At 68.3% G+C, this 26,847-nt stretch carries 13 protein-coding genes; 4 read left to right on the forward strand and 9 right to left on the reverse strand.

What is annotated here, in order from left to right:
* Positions 1-81: 81 nt before the first annotated feature.
* The 3 genes from KF833_07760 to KF833_07770 form a co-directional block, all read right to left on the reverse strand.
* Positions 82-1,110 (reverse strand): sulfite exporter TauE/SafE family protein, encoded by a 1,029-nt coding sequence (locus KF833_07760; protein MBX3745192.1) that lies wholly within the window; start codon positions 1,108-1,110, stop codon positions 82-84.
* Positions 1,111-1,155: 45 nt separating this feature from the next.
* The gene (locus tag KF833_07765; GenBank protein MBX3745193.1) at positions 1,156-2,520 is read right to left on the reverse strand and encodes a PQQ-like beta-propeller repeat protein; all 1,365 of its coding nucleotides are present in this window, start codon (positions 2,518-2,520) and stop codon (positions 1,156-1,158) included.
* 838 nt (positions 2,521-3,358) lie between these two features.
* Entirely contained in the window at positions 3,359-4,639 is a 1,281-nt protein-coding gene (locus tag KF833_07770) for a tyrosine--tRNA ligase (GenBank protein ID MBX3745194.1), read from the reverse strand.
* A 157-nt stretch (positions 4,640-4,796) separates the two neighbouring features.
* On the opposite strand from KF833_07770, the gene KF833_07775 reads away from it, so the two are divergent.
* Positions 4,797-7,664, forward strand: coding sequence for a DUF3160 domain-containing protein (locus tag KF833_07775; protein ID MBX3745195.1), 2,868 nt, complete (start codon positions 4,797-4,799; stop codon positions 7,662-7,664).
* A gap of 313 nt (positions 7,665-7,977) precedes the next feature.
* Here the strand turns inward: KF833_07775 and aroF are convergent, their stop codons facing one another.
* The 3 genes from aroF to KF833_07790 all read right to left on the reverse strand — a co-directional run bounded on the left by aroF (position 7,978) and on the right by KF833_07790 (position 11,581).
* Positions 7,978-8,994, reverse strand: coding sequence for a 3-deoxy-7-phosphoheptulonate synthase (aroF, locus tag KF833_07780; GenBank protein MBX3745196.1), 1,017 nt, complete (start codon positions 8,992-8,994; stop codon positions 7,978-7,980).
* A gap of 215 nt (positions 8,995-9,209) precedes the next feature.
* Positions 9,210-10,907, reverse strand: coding sequence for a hypothetical protein (locus KF833_07785; protein ID MBX3745197.1), 1,698 nt, complete (start codon positions 10,905-10,907; stop codon positions 9,210-9,212).
* An 8-nt stretch (positions 10,908-10,915) separates the two neighbouring features.
* A complete protein-coding gene (locus KF833_07790) occupies positions 10,916-11,581 on the reverse strand; it encodes a hypothetical protein (protein ID MBX3745198.1) in 666 nt (221 codons plus the stop codon).
* Between the two features lie 131 nt (positions 11,582-11,712).
* Here KF833_07790 and KF833_07795 point away from each other — a divergent pair, with 131 nt between their 5' ends.
* Complete coding sequence (locus tag KF833_07795; GenBank protein MBX3745199.1) at positions 11,713-12,510, forward strand: response regulator transcription factor; 798 nt, start codon at positions 11,713-11,715, stop codon at positions 12,508-12,510.
* A 149-nt stretch (positions 12,511-12,659) separates the two neighbouring features.
* On the opposite strand, the gene KF833_07800 is transcribed toward KF833_07795, so the two are convergent.
* Positions 12,660-12,872, reverse strand: coding sequence for a hypothetical protein (locus tag KF833_07800; protein ID MBX3745200.1), 213 nt, complete (start codon positions 12,870-12,872; stop codon positions 12,660-12,662).
* Between the two features lie 618 nt (positions 12,873-13,490).
* On the opposite strand from KF833_07800, the gene KF833_07805 reads away from it, so the two are divergent.
* Together KF833_07805 and glgP are read left to right on the forward strand one after the other, a co-directional pair.
* A complete protein-coding gene (locus KF833_07805; GenBank protein MBX3745201.1) occupies positions 13,491-19,934 on the forward strand; it encodes an Ig-like domain-containing protein in 6,444 nt (2,147 codons plus the stop codon).
* A 129-nt stretch (positions 19,935-20,063) separates the two neighbouring features.
* Positions 20,064-22,253, forward strand: a complete 2,190-nt coding sequence (gene glgP / locus KF833_07810; GenBank protein ID MBX3745202.1) for an alpha-glucan family phosphorylase — start codon at positions 20,064-20,066, stop codon at positions 22,251-22,253.
* Here glgP and KF833_07815 read toward each other — a convergent pair.
* Both KF833_07815 and KF833_07820 read right to left on the reverse strand, forming a co-directional pair.
* Positions 22,238-23,599, reverse strand: coding sequence for an amidohydrolase family protein (locus KF833_07815; GenBank protein MBX3745203.1), 1,362 nt, complete (start codon positions 23,597-23,599; stop codon positions 22,238-22,240). The two genes, glgP and KF833_07815, sit on opposite strands and share 16 nt — an antisense overlap.
* A gap of 56 nt (positions 23,600-23,655) precedes the next feature.
* Positions 23,656-26,607: an amidohydrolase family protein gene (locus KF833_07820; protein ID MBX3745204.1), complete on the reverse strand. Its 2,952-nt coding sequence runs from the start codon at positions 26,605-26,607 to the stop codon at positions 23,656-23,658.
* Positions 26,608-26,847: the final 240 nt, after the last annotated feature.

Below are 26,847 nucleotides of genomic sequence, written 5' to 3' on the forward strand. Positions count from 1 at the left end.
TCCTCGATAGCAGGCCGGATGGCGTTCATCCCGTCCTCCCTGGCAGTCGAATTGTAAAAGTAGTGATTTGACCCCATTGCCCTAGGGATTGGGCGGGAGCACCGGGCGGGGCGGTTTGGGGAGGATCATGGGGACGGAACGGCGTTCGAGGCGGTCGCCGATGCGCCAGAGCCATTCGAAGCCGCCGTTCATGAGGGCGACCCCGAGAATGGCGGCGGCGAGGCCGGTTGCGCCGAGGACGGCGAACTCCTGGTGCATGGTCCAGAAGAACTGCCCGATGCACAGCACGGCGACCACCAGGAGGGTGGGTTTGCGTCCGATGCGGGAGACGATGAAGACGCCGAGCGGGGCGCCCAGGGCGACCACGGGGGCGGCCGCGAGCCAGTTCTCGTACACGCCAGGCTCGAAGCCGGTGAGAAGCTTCTTCGTGGCGACGCCCACGAGGGAGGTAAAGGCCATCACAATCACGGACGAAGGGATCGCGCTCTTCAGGTCGGAGCGCATGAGGAGGACCATGACCGCATAAAGGACCATGTCGATGCCGACACCGGTGACCGACGCGACGGTCAGGGCGCCGAGGAATCCCACGGTGAAGCCGACCTTGCGGTCGAAGGCGTGGGCGGCCGGGGTTTCGCCGATGTTCGAGCAGATGGCGTTGATCCGGTAGAGGTGCAGGACACCGAAGCTGGCCCAGGTCACGGCGAAGACGACCTTGATGACACCGCCGGGGATGTGGGGCGCCACGAAGAGGATGCCGAGGGGCGTGCCCAGCAGGGAACCGACGAGCGCCCAGCGAAGCAGGACCCACTCGAGGCGCTGGCGCCGGGATAGGATGAAGATGCTGGCGCTGGTCATGCCGATCGACTGCACGGCGAAGCTGAAGTCGCGTCCGAGCGTGGCCGGGAGGCCGAAGAGGAGGACGAGGATGGGGAAGCCCACGGTCCCGCCGCCCATGGGGGTGGAACCGGCCACATAGGATCCGAGGGCCATGGCAATGGCGATGCCGTAGTGGTCGCGGAGCGTTTGCCAGTGGGAACCGGTGATGACGAGGCCAAGCCAGACCGCGTAGAAGGCGGTCAGCCAGAGGAACCAGGGCCAGAGTCGGCGCACAGGGGCGGGAGACTGCGCGGGAGCAGGCTCGCGATCCAGAAGGATTCAGGGCTGGCGGATGTCGAAGGCGGTCAGGCGCTCGTGATAGCGCAGGTAGAGGCGGCCCTGATGAATGACCGGGTGCGCCCAGGCATCGCGCGCCCCGGCTTCCGCCCAGCGGAAGCGTCCGCGCATTTCGAAACGGTCGGAGCCGGGTTCGAGCAGCAGCATCCAGCCGTCTTCGCAGAGGGCGTAGAGACGTCTGTCGGCCCAGAGCGCGGCGCCTTTGACGTGCCCTTCGAGTTCATAGCGGATGGCGCCGGTGCGGGCATCGAGGGCGGCCCAGCCGCGACGGCCGGAGTAGAAGGTGCCGTAGAGCGTGCCGTCGTGATGCACGACGCCGCCCTGGCAGGTGTCGAGACGGGTCGTCCAGACATCGGCGATGCCGGGGGGGGCGTGGGGCGTGGCCGGCGGTTCGAGACGATGGAAATGGCCGCCGCGTCCGTGCGGAGCCGTCATGAAGAAGCCGTCGCCGGCGAGCACGGGCATCATGGCGAGAACCGAATAGGTGGTGGGGTAGGGCCGGGTCCAGAGGAGGCGCCCGTCAGCGGTGTCCACACCGTAGAGTTGGCGGAGGGAGCAGCCGATGAGGAGTCGGCGTCCGCCGAACTCGACGAGGATCGGGGAGACGTAGCTGGCGGATTCGACGGCGTCATCGCCGCGATCGGAGGGCAGCGGCGGGGTTTGCCAGAGCACGTCGCCGGTGGCGGGGTCGAGGGCGGCGACGAGGGCCTCACGGCCTCCGGCGGTGACATATACGGCGCGCTCGTCCACGGCGAGGCATTCACTGAGGCCCCAGGTGATGTTTTGGCCGTTGAAGCGACGGAGGACGTCGAGCGACCACACTTCGCGTCCGGTGGTGGCATCGAGGCAGGCGAGGCGACCCTGGGCGTTCTGGTGGTAGAGACGTCCGGCGCGGTAGGTGACCGAGGAGCGGGCGCCGGGGTAGGGCGTGCGCCAGGCGAGTCCGTTGGTGGAGCGCCAGAGCAGGCGTCCTTCGAGATCGAGGGCGAAGATGTGGAGTTCGTGGTCCACGTCGCCGGTAATGAACACGCGGTCATGGACGACCACGGGAGAGGAGAAACCGCGTCCGACGGGCGGGGCGGTCCAGAGTGGGCGGGGTCCGGCGTCCGGCCATGCCTGAAGGAGGTGGCGTTCATCGCTGACGCCGTCGCGCCGGGGTCCGCGGAACTGCGGCCAGCCGGGTTCCGTGGAGGCAATGAGACGGGGGACGTCAGCAGGGTCGGGAACGGAGCCTCGCGAAGGACCGGCGAGGAAGAGGAGCGCGCCGGCGGCGATGACGAGGGGAAAGGTTCCCAGTCGGAGGGACGGCGGGACGGGGCGGGAGAAAGGCAGGGGAAGGGTGGTCATTGGGGGATTGAGGGCAATGCGGCTTGCGAACGATCAACCGTAGTCTGGCGGCGTCGTGCGTACAGGATCAAACGGGCGGGTTCAACATCGTCCCGCCCGGTGCATCCCCGTATTAGGGATGAGGAGGCAGCGAATCGGAGAGACGAGCTCTGCGAGTCCATAATCCAAAGCGCTCCACCCTTGCGGCCTCGTGGACCCTGGCCCTCCGAGGCCCCGCATCGCGGAGTTCGCACCTCTCCTCACAACTCCTGGATGCACGGTTCCCGCCCCGAATGCTTGGTGATGGAATTGGGCGGGAGGGGATGGCCCCGGGTCGGAGCGGAGGATCGAATGAGCGGAAACGGCGTGCATATGCACGGAGGTTGCGTCAATTTGGGAGTGGGGCAGGGGTGTGGAGTGGAGGAGGGGTGAGATGGGGCGGAGAGGGGGATCAAATGATTGGAAACGGCGTGCATATGCACGGAGTTTGCGTCGATTTTGGGAGTGGAGCAGGGGTGTGAAGTGGAGGAAGGGTGAGATGGGGGGAGGGGATGGGAGTTGGGGCGGAGGGGAGGATCAAATGAGCGGAAACGGCGTGCATATGCACGGAGTTTGCGTCGATTTTGGGGTGGGGGGAGGGGTGTGGAGTGGAGAAGGGGTGAGATGGGGGAGGGGATGGCGCTTGGGGCGGAGGGGAGGATCAAATGAACGGAAACGGCGTGCATATGCACGGAGATTGCATCGATTTGGGGGTGGGAGGAGGGGCGTGGCGTGGAGGAGGGGTGAGATGGGGAGGGGATGGCACCTGGGGCGGAGGGAAGGATCGAACGAACGGAAGCGGCGTGCCCAGGCACGGAGGTCACCGTGCCGTGACGACGGCGTAGGTGCGTTTGCCTTTGCGGAGGAGGAGGTGTTTGCCGAAGAGGAGGTCGGCGTGGGTGACGTGGCGCTGGACGGAGGTTTCGCGGGTGTTGTTGAGGTACAGGCCGCCGCCTTCGAGGTCTTTGCGGGCCTGTCCCTTGGAGGTGGACAGGCCGGACTGGACCGCGAGTTCGGTGAGAGGCATGCCGGTGCCGTCGAGGATGGAACGGGGGATTTCGCGGGTGGGGACTTCGCCGATGACATCGTTGAGGACGGACTCTGGGATGCCGTCGAGGTTGCCGCCGAAGAGGATCTCGCTGGCGCGGATGGCGTGGTCGCACTCGGTGGGGCCGTGGACGAGGGTGGTCATCTCGGCGGCCAGACGTTTCTGGGCGAGTCGGGCGCCGGGTTGGGCGGCGAGCTGACGTTCGAGTTCGGCGATGGCGTCGGCGGAGAGGAAGGTGAGGCACTTCAGGAGGCGGATGACATCCACGTCCTCGGCCTGGACGAAGAACTGGTAGAAGCGGTAGGGGCTGGTGCGCCGGGGATCGAGCCAGACGGTGCCGGAGGCGGTCTTGCCGTACTTGGTGCCGTCGGACTTGGTGAGGAGGGGGAAGGTGAGGCCCCAGACGGTGACGCCGAGTTTGCGGCGGCAGAGGTCGATGCCGGCGGTGATGTTGCCCCATTGATCGGTGGCGCCGACCTGGAGTTCGCAGTGGTGGTGCTGGCGGAGGTGATGAAAGTCGAAGGCCTGGAGGAGCATGTAGCTGAACTCGGTGTAGCTGATGCCGACCTCGCGGTCCTCCATGCGGGAGCGGACGGATTCCTTGGCGACCATGGCATTGACCGAGAAGTGCTTTCCGATGTCGCGGAGGAACTCGAGGTAGGTGACCGGAGCCGTCCAGTCGGCGTTGTCCACCAGGAGGGCGGGATTCGAGGGGGCGTCGAAGTCGAGGAAGCGGGTGAGCTGGGACTTGATGGAGGCGATGTTGGCCTGGACCTGGTCGCGGGACTGGAGGTTGCGTTCGACGGATTTGCCGGAGGGATCGCCGATCATGCCGGTGGCGCCGCCGGCGAGGGCGATGGGGCGATGTCCGGCCTGCTGGAAGCGGCGGAGGGCGAGGAGGGGGACGAGGTTGCCGACGTGGAGGGAGTCGGCGGTGGGATCGAATCCGCAGTAGAGGACGGTGGGGCCGGAAGCCAGCCGGGCGGAAAGCGCGTCGCGGTCGGTGCAGTCGGCGTAGAGGCCGCGCCAGTCGAGTTCGGACAGGAGGTCCATGGGGCGGGTGAGAGTATGCGAGCGGGGGACGGAGGGCAAAGGGGGAAGGGCCCCGAATCCTTGACGATGCTGGGTGCAGGGGGTAGCGGTGGAGGCATTGCCGGATGACGACGGGGCGCTGGGGGACCGTTGGCGTTCGGGAGAACTTCCACCTGTCATGAATTTTCGACGTGCCGGTGCCGGTCCCGGGAGCGGGTTGGCGATTGCGATTGGAATCTTTTGTCTGGCGGGGATGGGGGCCGCGATGGCGGAGCGGGAGGGCGGCGGGGAGGGGGAACTGCTGGAACGGCCGAGGATCCGGATGGAGCGGGTGGTGGATGGGTTGGAGATGGCCTGGCCGGGGGAGGCGCGGACGGGCGGGGAGGGGACGGTTCTGCCGTGGTACGAGTTGCAGGCGAGCACGGATCTGGAGACCTGGCATCCGGTGGGGGAGCGGGTGCGGGCGGCGGAGAGGTTGTCGGAGACGATGCTGCGGTTCTCGTTGCGGCCGGAGGCGCCGCGGACGTTTTACCGGACGCGGGTGGTGGATCCGCGGACACCGGGGCGGCTGGGGGAGGGCGGGGCGGCGGTGTTCGGGTATGAGGAGGCGTTTCAGGAGGAGCTCGATGGGCTGGGATGGCTCACGCCGGAGGCGTTTGCGGAGCGGTATCCGAGCGGGGCGGAGTACCTGCCGGGGATCACGTGGGACCCGACGACGGCGGAGTTCTGGGATGAGTTCAATGCGGATCCGGCGGTGGTGAACCAGGGATTGCCGTGGGGAACGCCGGGGTACCGGATCGGGGATTACCGGATGAACGCGGCGGAGCGGGAGGTGTTCGGCCGGCTCGGATTTGTGGTGAGCGGACGGCTTGGGAATATGGGGACTGTGGGAGCGAGCGGACCGAGTTTCGGGGGGATCTTCTACCAGCTTTGGTACAACGATCTGCCGGTGTTCATTTCGGCGGACGCCCTTCTGCACGTCTGGCATCGCACGTTCTCGATGATGCTCTCCGAGATCGAGGAGACGATGCTGTTCGAGATGGCGTCGCGGTTGCTCGACGGGATGGCGGAGCGGTTGCCGGCGGCGTGGGCTGAGGCGGGAGACGGGACGTTGCAGGAGAGCGTGCTGGACGCGGATTATCTGATCGGGGTGGCGCGTCAGCTGCTCCGGATCGGAGGCAGCGTGCTGGGGCAGGAGGGGCGGGTGGCGGAGACGATGACCGACATCGCCAGGGGGGAGCTGAAGGAGATTCCGGATTTCATGGGGAGCTGCCGGACGGTGGATTTCTCGCAGTTCAGGGTGCGCGGCCACTACACGAAGACGCCGCGCCTGCGGGCGTATTTCCAGTGCATGATGTGGCTGGGCCGGATCGACCTGGTGGTGGCGGGAGGGCCGTTTGCGCGCTGCCCGGGCGGGCTGCAGATGGCCAATCCGCGGGAACTGGGGACGGCGATCGTGTTGCATCACTTGTGGAAAGGATCGGCGGCGGAGGAGGTGTGGGGGGACATGCATCGGGCGATCGAGGCCTTTGTGGGGTGGACGGATTCGATGACTTTCCCGCAGTTGAGCGGGCTGCTGGCGGGGGCGGGGATCGAATCGCCGGGGGACGTCGCCGATCGGGCGACGCTGGAACGGTTGCAGCGGACGATCGAGGCGGGGCAACTCGGGGCGCAGAACATCCGGAGCGATGTGTTCCATGTGCCGTTGGGAGGCGAACCGGCGGTGTTGCCGCGGTCATTCCTGGTTTTCGGGCAGAAGTTTGTGCCGGACAGCTGGGTGTTCTCGAAGGTGGTGTTCGACAGCATCCTGTGGTCGGACGGGGGTGAGCCTTACAAGGTGCGGCGCCGGGTGCCGAGTGCGCTGGACGTCGCGTTTGCGGCGCTGGGGAACAACCAGGTGGTGCCGGATCTGGTGGCACGGATTCTGAACGGGGACGCGATCCATTCGGCGCTGCATGTGGAGCAGTTCCGGGACGGGCGCCCGTACCAGCACAACCTGGCGGCGGTGCGGGCGGTGCTGGACCGTCAGGGGCGGGAGGCCCGCGAGGCCTCGATGTACACGGACTGGCTGGACACGCTGCGGGCGTTGTCGGAGCCGACCACGGACCCGATGTACCCGGAGGCGATGCGGACGCGGGCGTGGGCCATGCGGACCTTGAACACGCAGCTGGCATCGTGGACGCAGCTCCGACACGACACGGTGCTGTACGCCAAGCAGTCCTACACGTCGGTGCCCGTCTGCTTCTATCCGGCCGGGTATGTGGAACCGCGGGTGGCATTCTGGCGGCACTTCCGGGCGATGACGCATCGGGCGGCGGAGACGATTTCGCGGTTGCGGTTCCCTGGTTCCTACATGGCCACCTTCCAGGAGGAGCGACCGCATCCGACGGGGGGCTGGATGCAGTGGGTCACCGTGATCCGGGAGATGGCGCTCAGCGAGATTCAGGAACGGCAGGTGGCGCATCTGCGGCAGTTCACGGCGGTGCTCGACACGCTGGCGGGCCTGGCGGCGAAGCAACTGGCGCAGGAACCCTTCACGGACGACGAGGTGAAGTTCATCCGGAACCTCATCCAGGATGTCGGCCATGAACCGTACGGGAGCGGGAGCACACCGAAGTATAGCGGCTGGTATCCGGGATTGTTCTACCGGCCCGTGCATCTGCCGACCGTGGAGGAGACCGTGGGTATGGCGTCGGATGTCGCCCTGTTTCATGAGCTGTACGGGGCGGTGGCTTCGGATGTGATCGTGACCGATGTCCACACCAATCCGCCGTCCCCAATGGAAGGGGATCCGGGGTCGGTGCTGCACCAGGGCATCGGGGAGGTGCAGATGCTGATGGTGGCCGTCGAGAACGGGCCGGACCGGATGATCTATGCCGGGCCGGTGATGAGCCATTACGAGTTCGAGGTGGTGGGGCCGCCCGTGCGTCTGACCGACACCGAATGGGAGAATTACCTTCGGAGATTCAACTGGGGACCGCCGCTCTCGGAGACCGTCGAGGGTGCGGTGCCGCCGTCCTGGACGAGGGAGTATCTGAGGCCTTGAGAGGGGGGGCGCTTGAGAATGACAGGGGGTGCGCGTGCGGGGCGATCTTCGGGGTGGAGCGGGGGGATGTGCTGCGTTGGCGGATGGGCACGGATTCGCAGCCCGGCCGGGGCACGAGCGGACAGGGCTGTCCGCGCTCCTGAATGAAAGTGGGGTGGGTGCAGGGCGATCTTCGGGGTGGAGCGGGGGGATGTGTTGCGTTGGCGGATGGGCGCGGTTTCGCAGCCCGGCTGGGGCACGAGCGGACAGGGCTGTCCGCGCTCCTGAATGAAGGGGGGTGCGTACTCGCCCTTCGCCCTTCGCATCATCCCCATCAAGCCTGGCGACCGGCGGCGGCGATGAAGGGTTGGAGATCGCGCATGAGGGTGCGGAAGCCGTCGAGGGTGAGTTGCTGGGCGCCGTCGCTCCAGGCTTCGGCGGGGTTGGGATGGACTTCGATGAGGAGGGCATCGGCGCCCATGACGATGGCGCCTTTGCACATGGCGGCGACGAGGGAGGCCTTGCCGGTGCCCTGGCTGGGATCGACGACGACGGGGAGATGGGTTTCGTGTTTGAGGATGGGGACGGCGGAGAGGTCGAGGGTGTTGCGGGTGTAGGTTTCGAAGGTGCGGATGCCGCGTTCGCAGAAGAGGAGTCCGGGGTTGCCGTTGGCGAGGATGTATTCGCCGGCGAGGAGCCATTCCTCGATGCGCATGGACATGCCGCGTTTGAGGAGGACGGGTTTGCCGGTTTTGGCGGCGGCGATGAGGAGCTGGAAGTTCTGGGCGTTGCGGGTGCCGATCTGGAGCATGTCGGCGTATTCGGCGACGAGTTCGGCGTGGTCTTCGGAGAGGAGTTCGGTGATGACGGGGAGGCCGGTTTCCCTGCGGGCTTTGGCGAGGAGCTTGAGGCCCTTTTCGCCGAGGCCCTGGAATTCGTAGGGGGAGGTGCGGGGTTTGAAGGCGCCGCCGCGGAGGATGGTGGCGCCGGCGTCGCGGACGGCCACGGCGGTGCGGAGGAGCTGGTCTTCGGATTCGACCGAGCAGGGGCCGGCCATGACCTGGAACTTCGGGCCGCCGATGACGGTGCGGCGCGTGGTGACGGTGGAGTCGGTGGGGTGGGCTTCGCGGCTGACGAGTTTGTAGCGTTTCTGGATGGGGGTGACGGATTCGACCTGGGGCCAGGTGGAGAGGGGTTCGAGGGAGGCGTGGGTGCGTTCGTCGCCGATGGCGCCGATGACGGTGCGGGCGACGCCGCGCATGACGTGGGGGGTGTAGCCGAGTTTGCGGATTTCGCGGAGGACGGCGGATTCCTCCTTCCGGGAGAGGTTGGGTTTGAGGACGATGATCATGGGTTGGGGTGCCGTGGTTCCGCCGACCTGGGCAAAAAAAGAGCCGCAGGCGGGAGGACCTGCGGCGCTTGGGGTGACGGGTTGGGGTTCAATCCGTTCCGGCGCGCAGGCCGGGGCTAAAGGCGAAATAACGCCAGCCCGTGGGGCTTCCCGGCAGGTTGCGACCAAGACGGATCACGGGGAGACGCATACCCGAGGGGGGCGGGCGGCGTCAATCACCGGGGGGCGGTGGGGCCGGGATCGGGGGTCCACTCGAAATGGGCGGCGGGTTCGAGGAGGGGGCGGAGGGTGGCGAGGAGTTGGTGCCAGGGAAGGGCGGGGGGGGAGAGGATCCGGATGCGGGGCGGGGGTCCCGAGGGGCGGGAGGCGGTGGGATCGGTCGCGGGATCGGCGGGTGGGGTCCAGGGGCGGAAGGCGAGTCCGTCGTCGGACCATTCGGCCTGGCCGGGTCGAAGGCGGAGGATGGGGAGCAGGGCGGAGGTGGCGGGATCGGGGAAGGTGAGGCGGGCGGGTTCGTTGGTGGAACCGGTGGGGAGGGGGACGGCGGGTGGGGCGGCCCAGTCGCGGGCCAGGGGTTCGACGGCGCGGGCGACGGCGCGGAGTTGTCCGAGCGGGGTGGCGGAGCCGGGTTCGAGGGCGAGGCGCAGTTCCCAGCCGAGGTGGCGACGGAGATGGACGAGGAGTCCGGCCTGGGCGGCGAGGCTTGGACCGCCGGCGGCGGCGACGGTGGCGATGCGCGGGTCGGTCCAGCGGACAGGGCCGGACGGGGGGACGGCGAGGATGAGATCGACGGCGCCGGGATGGGGGGCGATGGGCTTGAGCTGGGCGGCCTGGGAGAGGCGTTGGGCGAGGGTGGCGACGTCGGGTTCGAGGGTGGAGAGGTCCAGTTGGGCGAGCTTGGGGCCGATGTCGGCGAGGTAGATGCGGAGGAGCCGGAGAGGCGCGTTGCGGGCGCCGGTGCCGGCGCCGCGGGCGGCGGCGACCAGGAGTTGTTCGACTTCGGGGGGGCCGAGTTGCCAGGTGAGCGGGACGAGGTTGGAGGGGACGCGGGGCTGGCCGGGGCCGGCGGCGGGGAGATCGATGAACCAGCGGTAGCGGCCGAGGGGCTGGTCTTCGAAGCGGTCGGCGGCGAGGGAGAATTCGAAGTCGGTGTGGCCACCGGGCGGGAGGGTAACGGGGCTCACGGAGCCGAGAGGGACGGCCATGGGGGCGACGCGTTCGTCGCGGTCGTTGAGGACCCAGAGGGCGTTGTCCACCGGCCAGAGGAAGGATTGGGGCGAGGGGCCGGTGTTTTCGAACCGGAGATGGAGCGTGGCGGGCTGAAGGGGGTGAAGGCGATCGGGACCGCGGGCGATGAGGCGGATGCCGCGGGCTGCGGCCTGGGCGTCGCGTTGGGCGAGGTAATCGGGGACGTCGAGGACGGTGAGGGAGATGGGTTGGCTGACGGCCTGATCGCGCCAGAGGCCGAGGCCGCGGGGGACGATGGGCGACTGGGTGGGGAGGACGCCGCGATAGGTGCCTTGCAGGGAGTAGGTGCCGGAGGCGCGGAGGACGACCCAGTCGGAGACGAGGGTGTCGTATTCCTTCGGGGTGCCGGGGTCGAGGCGGTCGGCGCGGGCGAACATGTGGGCGAGGGCCTGGACGGGCGGGGTGGCGGGGAGGGTGCCTTCGGCGGCGCGGGCGACGAGCTGGCCGTTGAGGCGGCAGCAGCCTTCCCACATGAAGCCGAGGGGATCGGGTCCGCGGTTCTCGAAGCGCCAGAGGAGGGGGATGGGATCGCCGATGACGTGGGTGACGGCTTCAGGGATGCGGAGCTGGAGGTGGACGGCGTCGGCGACGGCGGTGGCGGGGCGCAGGACGAGGAGGGCGAGCAGGGAGGACAGGGCCAGTGTCCGGATGCCGGAGGGGGGCATGGGGGTGGTCAATGGGCGAGCGGGAAGATCCTGATGTCGTCCACGCGGATGGGGGTGCCGGAGAAGGGCATGCCCCAGACGATGGCGCGGCCGGGGATGGGGGCGGTGGTTTCCTCCCATTCGATGTGCCAGGTGTCGGGTTCGGGGGTGCCTTCGGTCCAGGCCCGGCCGCTGACCGTCCAGGTGGCGTCGCCGGTTTTGCGAAGCTGGATGCGGAGATGGGTCCAGGAGCCGCTTTGCCACTCGAAGGGGATGCTGGTCTGGACGAGGTCGCCCTTGAGGATTTCGAGGGCGCGTTTGGCGGGGGCGACCTGGAGGCGGTAGCCGTTGACGGTGTTGAGGCTGATGCCGAAAGCGGGGAATTTGCGGCCGAGGCGGGTGCCGTAGAAGCGGGCCTGGGCGCTCCAATCCTCGCGGCGGGCGGGTCCGAACATCAGGCCGTAGGATTCGACCGGGGCCTCGGGGATTTCGAGGAAGCGGTTGCCGTCGAGTTCACGGACGGCCATGGAGTAGCCGGCGATGACGATGTAGTCGTCGGGGACTTCACCGAGGTCGCGCTGGGAGAAGTCTTCCTGGAAGAGCGGCTCGGCGGCGGGGGCGGCGGGGGTGACGAGGAGGGCGCTGGCGAGGATCCACGCGGCGAAGTGGGAGAGGCGACCGATGCGATGCTTCATGGTGCTGGCCTTTTAGTGTCAGACGATGGGGCATCATGCAAATGCCGTGTGGGGGATTGGGCGGGAGGGAAGGGGTGACGGGGAAGTCTTGCAGGGGGCGATGCCTTGGCGGCAGACTCGCCAGCGTACTTATGCGCGTCATTCTGGTGGACGACGAACCATTGGCCCGGGACCGGTTGCGGGCGATGCTGGCCAAGGAATCCGATGTGGAGATCGTGGCCGAGTGCGGCGACGGGAAGGAGGCGTTGCAGGCGATCCGGAAGCAGAATCCGGACGTGGTGTTTCTGGACATCCAGATGCCGGAGCTGGACGGGTTCGGGGTGCTGGGGCAGATCAAGGCCGACCGGATGCCGGAGGTGATATTCGTGACGGCCTTCGATGAGTTCGCGGTGAAGGCGTTCGAGGTGCACGCGCTGGATTACCTGTTGAAGCCGTTCGACCGGGACCGGTTGCGGGAGGCGCTGGGGCGGGCGCGGGAGCGGTTGCGGGCTTCGTCGCCGGCGGGATTGACGGAGCGGATCGACGCGTTGCTGGCCTCGTTGGAGGCGGAGAAGGACAAGGACAAGGACAGGGACAAGGAACGTTCGGACAAGCCGGGTCCGGACCGGCTGGCGCTGAAGGTGGACGGGCGGGTGATCTTTCTGCGGCCGGCGGACATCGACTGGCTGGAGGCGCAGGACAACTACGTGAAGGTGCATGTCGGGCGCGAGGCGCACCTGGTGCGGGATACGCTGTCGAATTTCGAGGGCCGGATCGATCCGCGCCGGTTCATCCGGATTGCGCGGTCGACGATCGTCAACATCGACCGGGTGCGGGAGATGCAGCCGATGTTTCATGGGGAGTACGTGGTGATCCTGCACGACGGGAGCAAGCTGACGATGAGCCGGGGGTATCGGGACACGTTGCAGCAGTATCTCGGCGGGAAGTGACGGGCCGGGGTGAAGGAGGGGTGAATTCGGAGGGCCGAGTTCCACGAGGCCGCAACGGCGTGGAGCGTTGGGTTGAGGACTCGCGGAGCTCGTCCCTCCGGAGTGAAGCGGAAGGGGTGGGATCGGAGGGACCGTTGGGTGTGCACGCTTCAGCGTGAGCCTCCCCAATCCGCCCCCGACACGCTGAAGCGTGCACACCCAACAGAATCCGACCCAGCGTCTGCCCCCCTCCACGTCCCCGCCCTACCAGCGCATTTCAGACTTTTGCAGCAGGCCTCGCACTCGTACTCGCACTCGTAATCGTAATCGTACTCGTACTCGTAATCGTAATCGTAATCGTAATCGTCCTGCCCTGTTCGCATGCGGAATGGGAGGTGCAAACAGGATCGAACCCATCGGATCAGTCATGAGGCGACACTGAAACGGTGTGCCTGCGGGTTCGAGGTCGAGGACGATGACGAGTACGAGTACCGCCCTTCGGGCTGAGTACGAGTCGTGCGCGGGGTGGTTTGGGCGAGTTCCAGGAGTTCCGAGAACGTGGGATGCGCCGCTTTTCGAGAGCCGCTCGGACTTCGGCGTGGATCAATCCTGGGAATCGGGCCGTTTGGCATGCCTGGCGGGAGAATCCGGCAAGGCGGTTCGATCGAAGGGTGCACCGCGACGCCTGGTGCTCACGCGAAGACGCGAAGACGCAAAGGAGGTGGGGGGGTGAAGGAACTCGGGCATCCGGAAGGGAACCTCGCCGGGTGAGTTGATCGAGTGGTTGGGCGGTGGTGTGGGGGGAGGCGGGAGCGTCGAGCCTGCTCGGACCCCACGGATGGGTGCTGCGACCCCTGGCGGGGTCGTGGGCGGGGTGGGACTTCTGACCGGGGGTCGAACCCTCGGAGCCGGGTTCGACCCCCGGCTAATCTCTGGGAAACCCTGCGGGTTTCCGGACCCGATTGAAGGGGAACCTGCCAGATGTCCTGGGATGGCCTGGAATGAGTTGGTTTTCCGGGATTCGGGCGACGACTCTGGTTCCGATGTTTGCGTCGATGCGGTTCGTCCGTGTGGGGAGATGTCCCCGAGGTCTTTCCCAGATTGCCGGCATGCTGGCGTTGTGGGTGGCGTGTCTGGTGGGGGTGTCGCGGGCGGGAGCCCAGGGAACCGGCGACGGGGATTGGCTGCGGTTTGTGGAGGTGCGACCGGGCCTGGCGGGCACGTTGAACCTGGTGGCGGCGGCGTCTCCGGGGGCGGAGGTGGTGCTGTTGTGGGGCGAGACGGTCGAGAGGATCGATGTGCCGATCGCCACGGAGCGTGCGGGGGCGGACGGGACGCTGTCGTTCGAGGTCGAGCGGACGGGGGCGGGCGCGGGTTATTTTCGGGGCCTGGTCGTTGGGGGGACGCGGTGGGTCGAGGTGTCGCCGGCGCCGGGCGAGGAGGGGGTGGCGTTGACGCGGGAGACGATCTTCCGGTTCGACGGCGCCCTGGCGGAGGGGACGACGGTGGGGGCGACGGAATTGACGGCGTCGTTCGGCGGACGGCGGCTGTTGTCGCGGGTGGAGGTGTCGCGGGATCGGCGGACGGTGTCGTTGTTTTATCTGGAGCCGTTGCCGGCGAATGCACGGGTGCAGGTGCGGTGGGATGCGGCGGGGTTGCGGGATGAGCGGGGGCGGGAACCCGACTGGGGCGGTCTCCGGGGTGCTGACGGGGTGGTGGCCTTCGAGTTCGGGACGTTGGGGACGCAGACGCTTCCGGGAACGGTCGTAGTGGGACGGGTGCTGGCGTCGGAGCTGGTGCCGGACGGGAATGGGGGCATGACGAACCGGCCGTTGTCCGGGGTGACGATCTCGGTGGACGGGGCGGAGGAGACGATCCGGGCGACGACGGATGCGGAGGGGTGGTTCCGGCTGGACCCGAGTCCGTCGGGGCGATTCTTCGTGACGGTGGATGGGCGGACGGCGGAGGGGAGCGCCTGGCCGACGGGGGCGTACTACCCGTTTGTGGGGAAGGCGTGGGAAGCGCAGCCGGGCCGGACGAATCTGGCGAACGGGAACGGGGAGATCTACCTGCCGCGGATTGCGGCGGGCAGCCTGGTGACGGTGAGCGCCATGGAGGAGACGGCGATCACCTTTCCGGCGGACGTGCTGGCGGCGAATCCGGCGCTGGAGGGGGTGTCGATCCGGGTTCCGGCGAACGGGCTGTTCGCGAATGACGGCACGCGCGGGGGGCGGGTGGGCATTGCGCCGGTGGCGTCCGACCGGTTGCCGGAGCCGTTGCCGGCGGGGCTGGCGTTTCCGCTGGTGATCACCATCCAGACCGACGGGCCGCTGAACTTCGATGCGCCGGTGCCGGTGCGGTTCCCGAATTTGCCGGACCCGGTGACTGGCGAGGTGTTGCCGCCGGGGGCCCCGACCGCGCTCTGGAGTTTCAATCACGACACGGGGCGCTGGGAGATCCAGGGGTCGATGACGGTGACGGCGGACGGCCGGCATGTGGACACGGATCCTGGGGTTGGGGTGCGGCAGCCGGGGTGGCACGGGGCCCGTCCGGGGACCCAGAGCCGGGGCGGGAGATCGTGGTTCGGGGGAGGTTCGGAGGGTTCGGGTGAATCGGAGGAGGTGACGGATCCGTGCCGGCGATCGTTGAGGGATGTGGCCTTCTCGGCGATCGGGGAGAACTGGCAGGCGATCGGGGAGTGCGCGACGAGCTGGCTGCCGTGGAAGGCGGTCCGAAGCGGCGCCGACTGCGCGATGTCGCTGGCGGGGACGATGTCGGATCTGCTGGGGCGGGCGCGCCGGACCCGCGAGGAGATTCGGGAGCACCCGGGAGCGACCGGACGGAACCTGTTCCGTATTTTTCTGGTGGGCGCGAAGGTGGTGGTGGATGGGCATGCGGCGTTGCTGGACTGCGTGAAGAAGGCGGCGGTGGGGACGGTGGTGGACCGGTTCCTGAACTGCGGGACGGCGCTGGCGGGAACGGCGGACTCGGTGTGCCGGGGCTATCTGCCGCCGGCGGGTTGCGCTCCGAGTCCCGCGCTGACGCGGACCTGTGTGGTGACCGGGGCGGCGGTGCAGGGGATGCGGGCGGCTTCGGCGGTGGCGACGGGGGAGGATTTCCATGGGGCCGAGGATTTGCAGGAGAAAGTGACGGCGGGGGTCGGGCTGGTGAAGGACCTGGTGGATGTCGGGCTGGAGCTGGTGGGGGGCGAAGCGCAGGCGACGGGTCGGGCGCTGGCGGGGTTGCCTGGGGTGCCGGACGACGCGGTGATCCTGGCGCTGATGGACGATCTGGTGGGGGCGTTGGAGGTGGCGGCGGGACTGTCGGGATCGACGGCCGCGTTGTACGACGCGACGGCCGGGGCGCTGGAGGCGCGGGATGGGGTGGCGCTGCGACTGGGGGAACTGGTGGCGGTGGCGGGGCAGCGGGTTTCATCGCCGGTGTATTACGCCATCGAGGTTGGGGACGTGGTGCTGCGCGGGACCGCGGTTCAGGACATTGTGGCGATTCTGGGGCCTGAACTCGACTACCGGCTGACGGTGGTCGAGCCGCGCCGGGGTTTGTACGGCGAGACCTATGGCGTGAGTGCGCGGAACGGAGCCGTCACGACGTTTCCGGCGGTGGCGCTGCTGCCGTACGGGGACCGGGCGGACAGCGATGGCGACGGGCTTCCGGACGTGGCGGAGTGGGTGATCGGGACGGATCCGGGTCTGGCCGACACGGACGGGGACGGGATTTCGGACGGGGCGGAAGTGCGGGCGGGGACGGATCCGCTGGACGGGTTGCCGGTGCGGACGGGGGTGATTGCGTCGGCGCCGGCGACCGGGGTGGCGGTGCATGTGGCGGTGCGGGACGACTGGGCGGTGACGGCCAACGGGACCGCGGGCATCACGGTATTCGAGGTTTCGGATCCGTTTGCGCCACGGCGCTGGGCGGAGCTGGACACGCCGGGGAACGCGCTTGAGGTGGCGTTGGGGCGGGGCATCGCGGCGGTGGCGGACGGGCCGGCGGGATTGACCGTCGTGGATGTGAACGGGCCGTTGGGGACGCGGTTGCGGCATCGGGTTCCGCTGGGGGGAACGGCGGTGACGGTGGCGTTGGAGGCGGTGCGGGCGTGGGTGGGGTTGTCCTCCGGGGACTTGGTGGGTGTGGATCTCGAGACGGGCCAGGCGGGTTTGCGGCTGCGGTTCCCGGGGGCGGTCGATGGGGTCGCGTTGGAGGGGGATGTGCTGCATGTCCTCACGCGGACGGCGCTGTTGCTGTACCGGATGGTGGATGGGACACCGGTGCGGGCGGGGGAGGTGGCGGTGGCGGGTCAGACCTCGCCGCTGGAGACGGGGCGCAAGCTGTTTGTCGGGGATGGGCTGGCATACGTCGGGCACTTTACGGGGTTTACGGTCGTGGATGTGCGGGACCCGATGGCACCGCGGGTGGTGGGGACCCCGCCGGTGACCCAGGCGGCCGTGCACGGGCTGGCGGCGAACGGGAGCGGGGTGTTGCTGGCGGTCACGAGTTTCGGGGGGACGCAGACCCTGGCGGTTTCGATGTACGACGTGCGGGAAGCGACGGACACCACGCGGTCGCTGGCCACCTTCGAGACGCCGGGGACGGCGCGGGCGGTGGCAATTTACCGGGGCCTGGGGTATGTGGCGGATGGGGCGCGGGGATTGCAGGTTTTGAACTATCTGCCGTACGACCGCCTGGGGGTGCCGCCGACGATCGGGTTGGGAGGCGACTTCGTGATCACGAACGGGGTGCCGGCGTGGATCGAGGGACGCCCGGCGCGGTTGACGGCGCGGGTGACCGACGATGTGCAGGTGCGGGAGGTGACCTTCCATGCGGATGGCGTGCAGATCGGCCGGGACGGTTCGTTTCCCTTCGAGCACCGGCTGGTGGTCCCCGCGTGGCATCCGGAGCGCGTCGTGGTGGTGCGGGCCCGGGCGATTGACACCGGGGGCAACGCGACATGGAGCGAGCCGGTTTCGGTGCGGATTCTGCCCGACCCGACGCCGCCGGCGGTTCGATCGGTGCAGCCGGGAGATGGAGCGCGGGTCGGGGCGGTGTCGGCGGTGCGGGTGACCTTCACCAAGCCGGTGGATCCGGACACGCTGGCCGGGGCGTTGGAACTGGTCGGAGCGGGACCGGATGAGGCATTCGACACTCCGGACGACAGGGTGCCTGCGGGATTGACGTTGAGTTACCGCGCCCTGGAACAGGCGGCGGTGTGGACGGTTCCCGACATGCTTGCCGCCGGGCGGTACCGGGTGCGGGTGTTGCCGAGCGTGCGGGACCTGACGGGGAATGCGCTGGCGGAGGCGGTGGTGTCCACGTTTGCCACCGGGGCTTTCCCTGACGCCGATGGCGACTGTCTGCCCGACGATCTCGAACGGGTTCTGGAACTCGATCCGTTCAACCCGGACACCGACGGCAACGGGGTGTTGGACGGCGACGAGGATTTCGCCGGGGACGGGATCTCGAATTGCGAGGCGGTGTTCCTGGGCAAGCCGCTGGTGCCGGTGCTGGCGTCGGGGCGGAGTGTGGTGGCGACGTTGAGAGTGGGCGGGGTGGGGCGGTACCAGATCGACGCGGCGGCCGGGGAACGGTTGCTTGCGAATGTCGGTTGGATGTCGGGATCGGGGACGCCGCACCTGCGGGTGTACGGACCGGACGGGGTGCTGGTGAATCCGGATGGAGCGGCGACGGTGTCGTTCCTGGAGTTCGAGGCGGCGGTGGCGGGCACGTACTACGTCCTGGTGCGGGACGTGGGGGACAACCAGGCGTTGGGGTACCGGCTGACGCTGGTACGGGTGCCGGGGGACCAGGAGCCGGACGACGAGGTGGCGGGGTTGGTGAGCGGGCGGTCGGTGGAAGGGGTGCTGCCGTTGGGGGACCTGGACGTGTTCACCTATGGGGCGGGCGTTGGGGAACGGCTGATCGTGAACGTGGGGTGGATGTCGGGATCGGGGACGCCGCATCTGCGGGTGTACGGACCGGACGGGGTGCTGGTGAATCCGGATGAAGCGGCGACGGTGTCGTTTCTGGAATTCGAGGTGGCGGTGGCGGGCACGTACTCCTTCGTCGTGCGGGACGTGGGGGACAACCAGGCGATGGGGTACCGGCTGACCCTGGTGCGGGTCCCGGGGGACCAGGAGCCGAACGACGAGGTGGCGGGGTTGGTGAGCGGGCGGTCGGTGGAAGGGGTGCTGCCGTTGGGGGACCTGGATGTATTCACCTATGCGGCGGGCGTTGGGGAACGGCTGATTGTGAACCTGGGTTGGATGTCGGGATCAGGGACACCGCATCTGCGGGTGTACGGACCGGACGGGGTGCTGGTGAATCCGGATGGGGCGGCGACGGTGTCGTTTCTGGAGTTCGAGGCGGCGGTGGCGGGCACGTACACCTTCGTCGTGCGGGAAGTCGGGGACAACCATGCGATGGGGTACCGGCTGACCCTGGTGCGGGTCCCGGGGGAACAGGAACCGAACGACGAGGCGGCGGGGTTGGTGAGCGGGCGGTCGGTGGAAGGGGTGCTGCCGTTGGGGGACCTGGACGTGTTCACCTATGCGGCTGGAGTTGGGGAACGGCTGATTGTGAACCTGGGTTGGATGTCGGGATCAGGGACACCGCATCTGAGGGTGTACGGACCGGACGGGGTGCTGGTGAATCCGGATGGGGCGGCGACGGTGTCGTTTCTGGAGTTCGAGGCGGCGGTGGCGGGCACGTACTTCTTCGTCGTGCGGGAAGTCGGGGACAACCATGCGATGGGGTACCGGCTGACGCTGTTGCGGGTGCCGGGGGAACAGGAACCGAACGACGAGGCGGCGGGGTTGGTGAGCGGGCGGTCGGTGGAAGGGGTGCTGCCGTTGGGGGACCTGGACGTGTTCACCTATGCGGCTGGAGTTGGGGAACGGTTGATTGTGAACCTGGGTTGGATGTCGGGATCGGGGACACCGCATCTGCGGGTGTACGGACCGGACGGGGTGCTGGTGAATCCGGATGGGGCGGCGACGGTATCGTTTCTGGAATTCGAGGTGGCGGTGGCGGGCACGTACACCTTCGTGGTGCGGGAAGTGGGGGACAACCATTCGATGGGGTACCGGCTGACGCTGTTGCGGGTGCCGGGGGCACAGGAACCGAACGACGAGGCGGTTGAACTGGCGGCGGGGGTGCCGGTGACGGGCCTGTTACCGTTGGGGGATCTGGACGTGTTCCAATTTGGGGCGGTGGTTGGGGAGCCGATTCGGATCGGGGTGGTGTGGGTATCGGGCAGCGGCACGCCGCATGTGCGGATGTACGGGCCGCGGGGGAACCTGCTGAATCCCCAGCCCGGGGTCTTTGCGGCGTCGCTGGACCTGGTGGCGGGCGAATCGGGAACGCACACGGTGGTGGTGCGGGAGCGTGGGGACGACCACGCCATGGGGTACCGGCTGACGCGCGAGCCATGAGCGGGGTCTTCAGGGAAGCGTCGCGGCGTCGATAGAAACGATGTGGAGATTTCGTTTGCGGCGGCAAAACGGGGGTCCCTAGGTTTTGCGCGCACGGCGTGGCGCCCGAGGGCGCGTCGTGTGAAGCCCATGATCTCACAAGCCCCGTCTTCGTCGGAACTCGCCGAACTTCGCGCCGGTCTGCACCGGCTGGCGCGCAACCTGTGGTGGACCTGGAACCAGGACGCCCAGGATCTGTTCCAGGAACTGTCGCCGCGCTCGTGGCAGAACCTTTATCACAACGCGGTGGCGGTGATGTGGGAAGTGTCGGATTACGAGTTGAAGGTCCACCTGATGGAGCCGGCGTTCCGGCAGCGGGTGAAGGATGTGCTGGCGGACTTCGACGCGTATCTGGCGGAGCCGAACACCTGGGCGAAGGAGCACGCGCCGGAGCTGGCGGAGCGGCCGGTGGCGTATTTCTCGGCGGAGTTCGGGTTTCACGAGACCCTGCCGATTGCGGCGGGGGGCTTGGGGGTGCTGGCCGGGGACCACGCGAAGGCGGCGAGCGATCTTGGGCTGGGGTTTGTGGGGATCAGCCTGTTTTACCGGGAGGGGTACTTCCAGCAGGCGATCGACCAGAACAACTGGCAGACCGAGTACTACGCGTGGCTGGACCCGAAGAACCTGCCGCTCGAGCCGGTGGTGGATGGGAAGGGGGAGCCGGTGCGCTGCCATGTGCGGCTGGGGATGAGCACCGTTCATTTCCGGGCGTGGCGGGTGAATGTGGGGCGGTGCCCGGTCTATCTGCTCGATCCGCACGTGGACGGGAACGAGGAGCATTTCCGGAACATGGCGAGCCGTGTGTACGGGGGCGACAACTCGACGCGCATCATGCAGGAGATTCTGCTGGGCGTGGGCGGGGTGCGGTTGCTGCGCACGCTCGGGATCGAGCCGTCGGTGTTCCACATGAACGAGGGGCACGCGGCGTTTCTGATTTTGGAACTGGTGCGGGAGAAGCTGGCGGCGGGGATGGGTTTCGACGAGGCGCTGGCGGGGGTGCGCGAGCACTGCGTGTTCACCACGCACACGCCGGTCGAGGCCGGGCACGACCGGTTCAGTCCGGAGCTGATGTCCTACATGGCGCACAAGTTCCAGACGCAGCTTGGGTTGACGCACGAGCAGTTGATGGCGCTGGGGCGGGTGAAGGCGGATGACGCGACGGAGCCGTTTTGCATGACGGTGCTGGCGCTGAAGGGATCGCGCGCGGCGAACGGCGTGAGCGAGCTGCACGGGGCGGTCAGCCGGGAGATGTGGCGCGGGTTGTATCCGGGGGCTTCGACGGACGAGGTGCCGATCGGGCATGTGACCAACGGCGTGCATCTGCCGGGTTGGATGAAGGGGACGGCGCGGAGGTTCTGGTACGACAAGTACTGCGACTGGGAGCGGGCCAACGGGAGTTCGGGGCCGGCGGCGCCGCACCTTCGCACGGCGGATTTCTGGGAGCGGCTGGTGAACTCCGGGGAGTTCTGGGAACGGATGGCGGACCCGACGTTCACGACGGACGAGGAATTGTGGTCGTTGCGGTACAAGCTGCGGCGGCAGCTGGTGGAGTTTGCGCGGCGCCGGCTGTTGATCCAGGGGCAGCGGATTTCGCAGCGGGACTTCATCGAGTTCGACCATCTGCTGAGCACGGATGCGCTGACCATCGGGTTTGCGCGGCGGTTTGCGACATACAAGCGGGCGCCGCTGATATTCGATCATTTCGAGCAGATCGTGGGGCTGACGCGCGATTCGCAGCGGCCGGTGCAGTTCATTTTCGCGGGCAAGGCGCATCCGCGGGACGACGCGGGGAAGACGTTCATCCAGAAGATCATCCACCTGAGCAAGCACAGCGAACTCAAGGGGCGGCTGGTGTTCATCGAGAACTACGACATCCACATCGCGCGGCAGATGACCAGCGGCTGCGACGTGTGGTTGAACAATCCGCGGCGTCCCCTCGAGGCCAGCGGCACCAGCGGGATGAAGACCACGACGCACGGGTGCCTGAATCTCAGCATTCTTGACGGATGGTGGCGCGAGGGCTGGAACGGCGAGAACGGATTCGCCATCGGGGACGATTCGCATCCGGCGGACGTGGTGGAACAGGACCGGCGGGACACGGAGAACCTGTACCGGGTGCTGACCGAGGAGGTGATCCCCTGTTATTACGACCGGGACGGCAACGGGCTTCCGCGGCAGTGGCTCAAGCGGATCCGCAACGCGATGGTCACGCTGGCCCCGAAGTACACCACCTGGCGGATGGTGCAGGAGTACGTGGCGAAGTATTACCTCGCGCGATAGCGCTCGTAGAGCCGGGTGTGGCGGGTTTCGAGCGGGACCTCCCGCCCGGCGATCCACATGCGAAGCACGTTGGCGCGGAGGTCGAGGATGTCGGCGTCTGCCACGAACAGGGTGGCGTCCTTGCCGGCTTCGAGGGAGCCCAGGCGGTCGCCGAGGCCGAGCATCTGCGCGGGGTGCAGGGTGAGCGCGCGCAGGGCCTCGTCGCGGGGAAGACCGAAGGCCACCGCATGGGAGGCGGCGTAGGGGATATTGCGGACGTTCGAGGCTCCGAAGCGGTCGGCTCCTCCGGAGAAGGCGAACTTCACCCCGGCCCGGGCGAGGACCGCGGGGGCGGTGAAGTGGACGTCGTAGGGGTCGGTGTCGCGGGCGGGCAGGGTGAAGACGTGATCGAAGGCGACCGGGACGCCCTGCCGTGCGAGGTCGTCGGGGAGACGCCACGCATCGCGGCCGCCGGCCAGAACGACGCGATAATGGCGTCGGGCGGCCCATTCGAGGGCGGACCGGATCTGGCGGATTTCGTTGGCGTGGAGGAAGACGGGGATTTCGCCGCGGAGGACGGGAAGCATGGCTTCCCAGGCGGGCACGGGGAGGAAACCATCCGAGGGAGGTTCGGGGCGGGGGTTGGGTTCACCGGGAAGGCGGGGACGTTCGGTGGTGAAGGACGAGGCGGCGCGGCGGCGGGCATAGGCTTCGGCCTCGTTGAAGAACTCGTCGAGGTCGCGCAGGCGCCGCTCACGATCCCGGATCTGATCCTCGATCGAGCGCCAGCGGTCAGGCTGGGGGGATTCGGAGCGCGGGGTGGTGTTGAGGGCGAAGGGAGGCCAGGCGACGTGCAGACCCGTGACCCGTCGGACCGCGGTTTCCTCGATGGTCCAGCCGTGAAGGGCGATGACGGACGAATGGCCGGCGACGAGGCCGCCCGACGGGGTGGCCTGGGCATGGGTGTAGCCGTTGGCGCGGGCGACCGGGATCAGTTCGGAGTCGGGATTGACGGCGAGCCAGGCGTACACGTCGGGGGTGAACTCACCGACCTCGTTGGAGTCGCGGGTGGCGCGGACGGCGTCGATTTCGACGAGACCGAGGAGGGTGAGGGGCGCGATCAGGCCGGGGAAGACATGGGCGCCGTTGAGTTCGACCACGCGATCGGGGGCCTGGGCGGGTTCCGTGCCCACGGCGGCGATGAGGCCGTGGCGGAGGACGAGCGGGGCATTGGTCAGGGTGGGACCGGAGACCGTGTGCAGGATGCCGCCGCGCAGGACGACCGTTTCGGCGGCGGCCGGTGCGGAGGCCGCGAGGGCCGCGAGGGCCGCGCAGGCGAGGTGGAGGAGGGTGAGGGGGGATTTCACGGCGTGGAAGGGGCGGAGGTGGAGAGGCATGAGGGCGGCGCCGGGGGTCGGTCGGGTCAGGGGTGGTTCGGGAGGAGGCAGTCCTGGCAGTCGCGGACGCCGAGGTGCGTGGCCTGTTCGAGGGCGCGGCGGAAGAAGAGGGCGCGGGCGGCATCGCTGGCGGAGGTGCCGGTGCGGGAGGCGGGTGAGGATTGGGAGCGGGCCTTGGCGAGGAGGGCGTCGCGTTCGTCGGCGAGGGCGCGGACGCGGGCGGCTTCCTGGGCGCGGTCGAAGTATTTCCGGCCGTCGATCCAGGTTTCGAGGCAGACGCTGGCGGAGTCGAGCGGATGACCGGACCAGAGGACGAAGTCGGCGTCCTTGCCGACTTCGAGGGAACCGACCCAGCGGTCGATGCCGAGCTGCTGGGCGGGGTGGAGGGTGACGAAGCGGAGGGCATCGGCGGGGGGTGTGCGGCCGTACTTGACGGCCTTGGCGGCTTCGAGGTTGAGGCGGCGGGCCTGGTCGTTGGAGTCGGAGTTGAAGCTCACGTTGACGCCGCGTTCCCGCATGATGGACCCGGCGTAAGGGATGGCGTCGATGACCTCGACCTTGAAGGCCCACCAGTCGGAGAAGGCGCTGGCGCCCGCGCCGTGGCGGGCGATTTCGTCGGCGACCTTGTAGCCCTCGAGGATGTGCTGGAGGGTGGCCACGCGGATCCCGAACGATTCCATGGTGCGGAGGAAGGCGACGATTTCGTCCTGGCGGTAGCTGTGACAGTGGATGAGGCGGGTGCCGTCGAGGATTTCGGCGAGGGCTTCGAGTTCGAGGTCGCGGCGGACCGGGGGAGGCGGGGGGGCGCCGGGTTCGGGAGCGGCGGCGGCGCGGAGTTGGGCGCGGTAGTGTTGGGCGGCGGTGAAGCGGTTGGCGTAGAAGGTCTGGACGCCCATGCGGGTCTGGGGGAAGCGGGTGGTGTGGCGTTCGCCCCAGTTCGACTGTTTCACGTTTTCGCCGAGGGCGAACTTGATCCCCTCGGGGGCGTTGCGGAAGGCCAGGTCGTCCGGGGCGGCGCCGTCGCGGAGTTTGATGACGCGGTTCTGGCCGCCGATGGGATTGGCGGAGCCGTGGAGGAGGTTGGCGATGGTCAGACCGCCGGCCAGTTGGTAGCGGATCTGGGCGGACTCGGAATTCACGACGTCGCCGATGCGGACCATGGCGGTGCTGGGGAGGGTGCCCTCGTTGACGCTGCCGAGGATCATCGAGTGGCTGTGGCAGTCGATGAGGCCGGGGGTGAGGTGCAGGCCGGAGGCGTCGATCTCGACGACCCCGACGGACGGGGTGATGGGCCGGTGTCCGACGGCGGCGATGCGGCCGTCGCGGACGAGGAGATGGGCGTTGGTGAGGATGCCGGCGGGGCCGCTGGTCCAGATGGTGGCGCCGCGGATCAGAAGTTCGCGGGGGCTGGTGATCGGGCCGCGTCCGTCGAGGGGGGATCGGGCGACACGAGGCTGGCGCCTGGACTCTTCATCCTTGGGGCTGTCCGCGGGGGGGGCGTCCTTGGCAGCGGTGTCGGGCTTCGGATCATCGGGCTTGGCTTTGTCGGGAGACGGTTTGTCAGGGTCGGTGGATCGGGCGGTGGCGGGGGATTTCGGGAGGGCCGGCGGGGGGAGATGGGGGACGCCGTCGATCCAGACAGAATGGATGGGTTTCTCAGGATCGAAGTAACTGCCGGTGACGATGGTGAGATTGGCGATGCGTCCGGGGGCCAGGGTTCCGAGCCGGTCCGAGACTCCGGCGAGGCGGGCGGGAACGACGGTCAGGGCGGCGAGGGCATCGTCCTGATTCCAGCCGCGGTCGAGCGCGGCGCGCAGTTGGCGGCGGAAGGATTTGAGGTCGGAGAGGCCATGGGTGGTGACGGCGAGGTCGAGTCCTTCGCGGCGCAGGAGGGCGGGGTTTTCCGGGGCCCAGTCCCAGGCGCGAAGCTGGTCGAGGGACACGTCCTCCCATTCGGAGTCGGAGGGGAATCGGGGCAGGGCGGGAAAGGTGAGGGGGACGATGAAGGGGCCGCCGGCGGTGCGGGCCAGGTCGGGGCGGCGCCATTCCTCGCCGGTGGCGACGAAGGCGCGATGGTGGAGGCCGAGTTCATCGGCGAGGCGGGCGGCACGGTGGGTCATGAGGACGCTGTTGGCCTCGATGAGGACGGGTTGACCGGCGGCGACGGCCTGAAGGGCATCGAGGGCGGTGTTGAAGGCCGGGCGGGGGCGCTGACCGGGGTGGTGGGCGTAGTGTTCGATGTCGGCGGCCCGGTGCGCGGCATCGAGGAAGGTCTGGCGCCACAGGGACAGCACGCCCATCAGCGATCCAGGGTAACGGTCGCGCCCGCCGCCCGGTGACGAGGGTACGCTGAGGGCGATGCATTGGGCGGTATCGGCGCGGACTAGGGACAGGTTCGGACTGGAATCGCCGAGCATGAACAGGGCGGCCTGGCCCCGGAGGATGCCTTCGGCGGGGACGAGTTGGGCGGCGGCGAATCCGAGTTCCCGGAGGGATTCCGTGGTGCGCGACTCCGGACCCGTCGTGGTGGCCATGCGGTGTTCCGGTGTGATGTGGGGCGAGGTGGCGCCCGGTCCGGGATGGCCCGGATCCCTTTCCTGGCCTGCCACCCCGAAGAAGCGGGGTCCGCCGGCGCCATCGCTGGACCGGGCGTCCCAACCGGCATCGGCATCGAATTCCTCCCGGGGAGGCGGAGAACGGCGGGCGCCGGGGACGAGGTAGGGTTCGATGAAGGCCGGGTAGATCGTGTTCCCCTCGAGGTCCCATATTCGGGCACCGGCAGGACGGACATCACCCGGTTCGATGGCCTGAATGATGCCGTCGCGAAGGATCAGGGTGTGATTGGTCAGCACGATTCCCGGTTCCGTGACCATCCGGGCACCGACGAGTGCGTGGAGGGAGAGCGGACGGGGCCGGAAGCCCGGAGGTTCGAGGAGCGGTTCAGCCGCCGTGGCGACCAGCGAGGTCAGGAGGAGCAAGGCGGCAGTGGGTAGGGCCGGGCGCACGAGAGCGGACTATCGCTGCTGCCCCCGGCGGTCCAAGTGGAAAGTAGAACTCTGAGGGTTGAGGACTGCTGGCGTGCTGGGGTCCTGCAGGCTGCCGCAGCGGGAAGGTTTGGCGAAGCGCGGGAGGGTTGGGGGGGGGGAGATACCATCGCGCCATCGCGGGGACAACCGGTCCGGGAGAGGTAGGAGGTAGGAGAGGTAGGGGCGAGGGGG

The organism is Verrucomicrobiia bacterium (assembly GCA_019634625.1).
Lineage (GTDB): Bacteria > Verrucomicrobiota > Verrucomicrobiia > Limisphaerales > CAIMTB01 > CAIMTB01.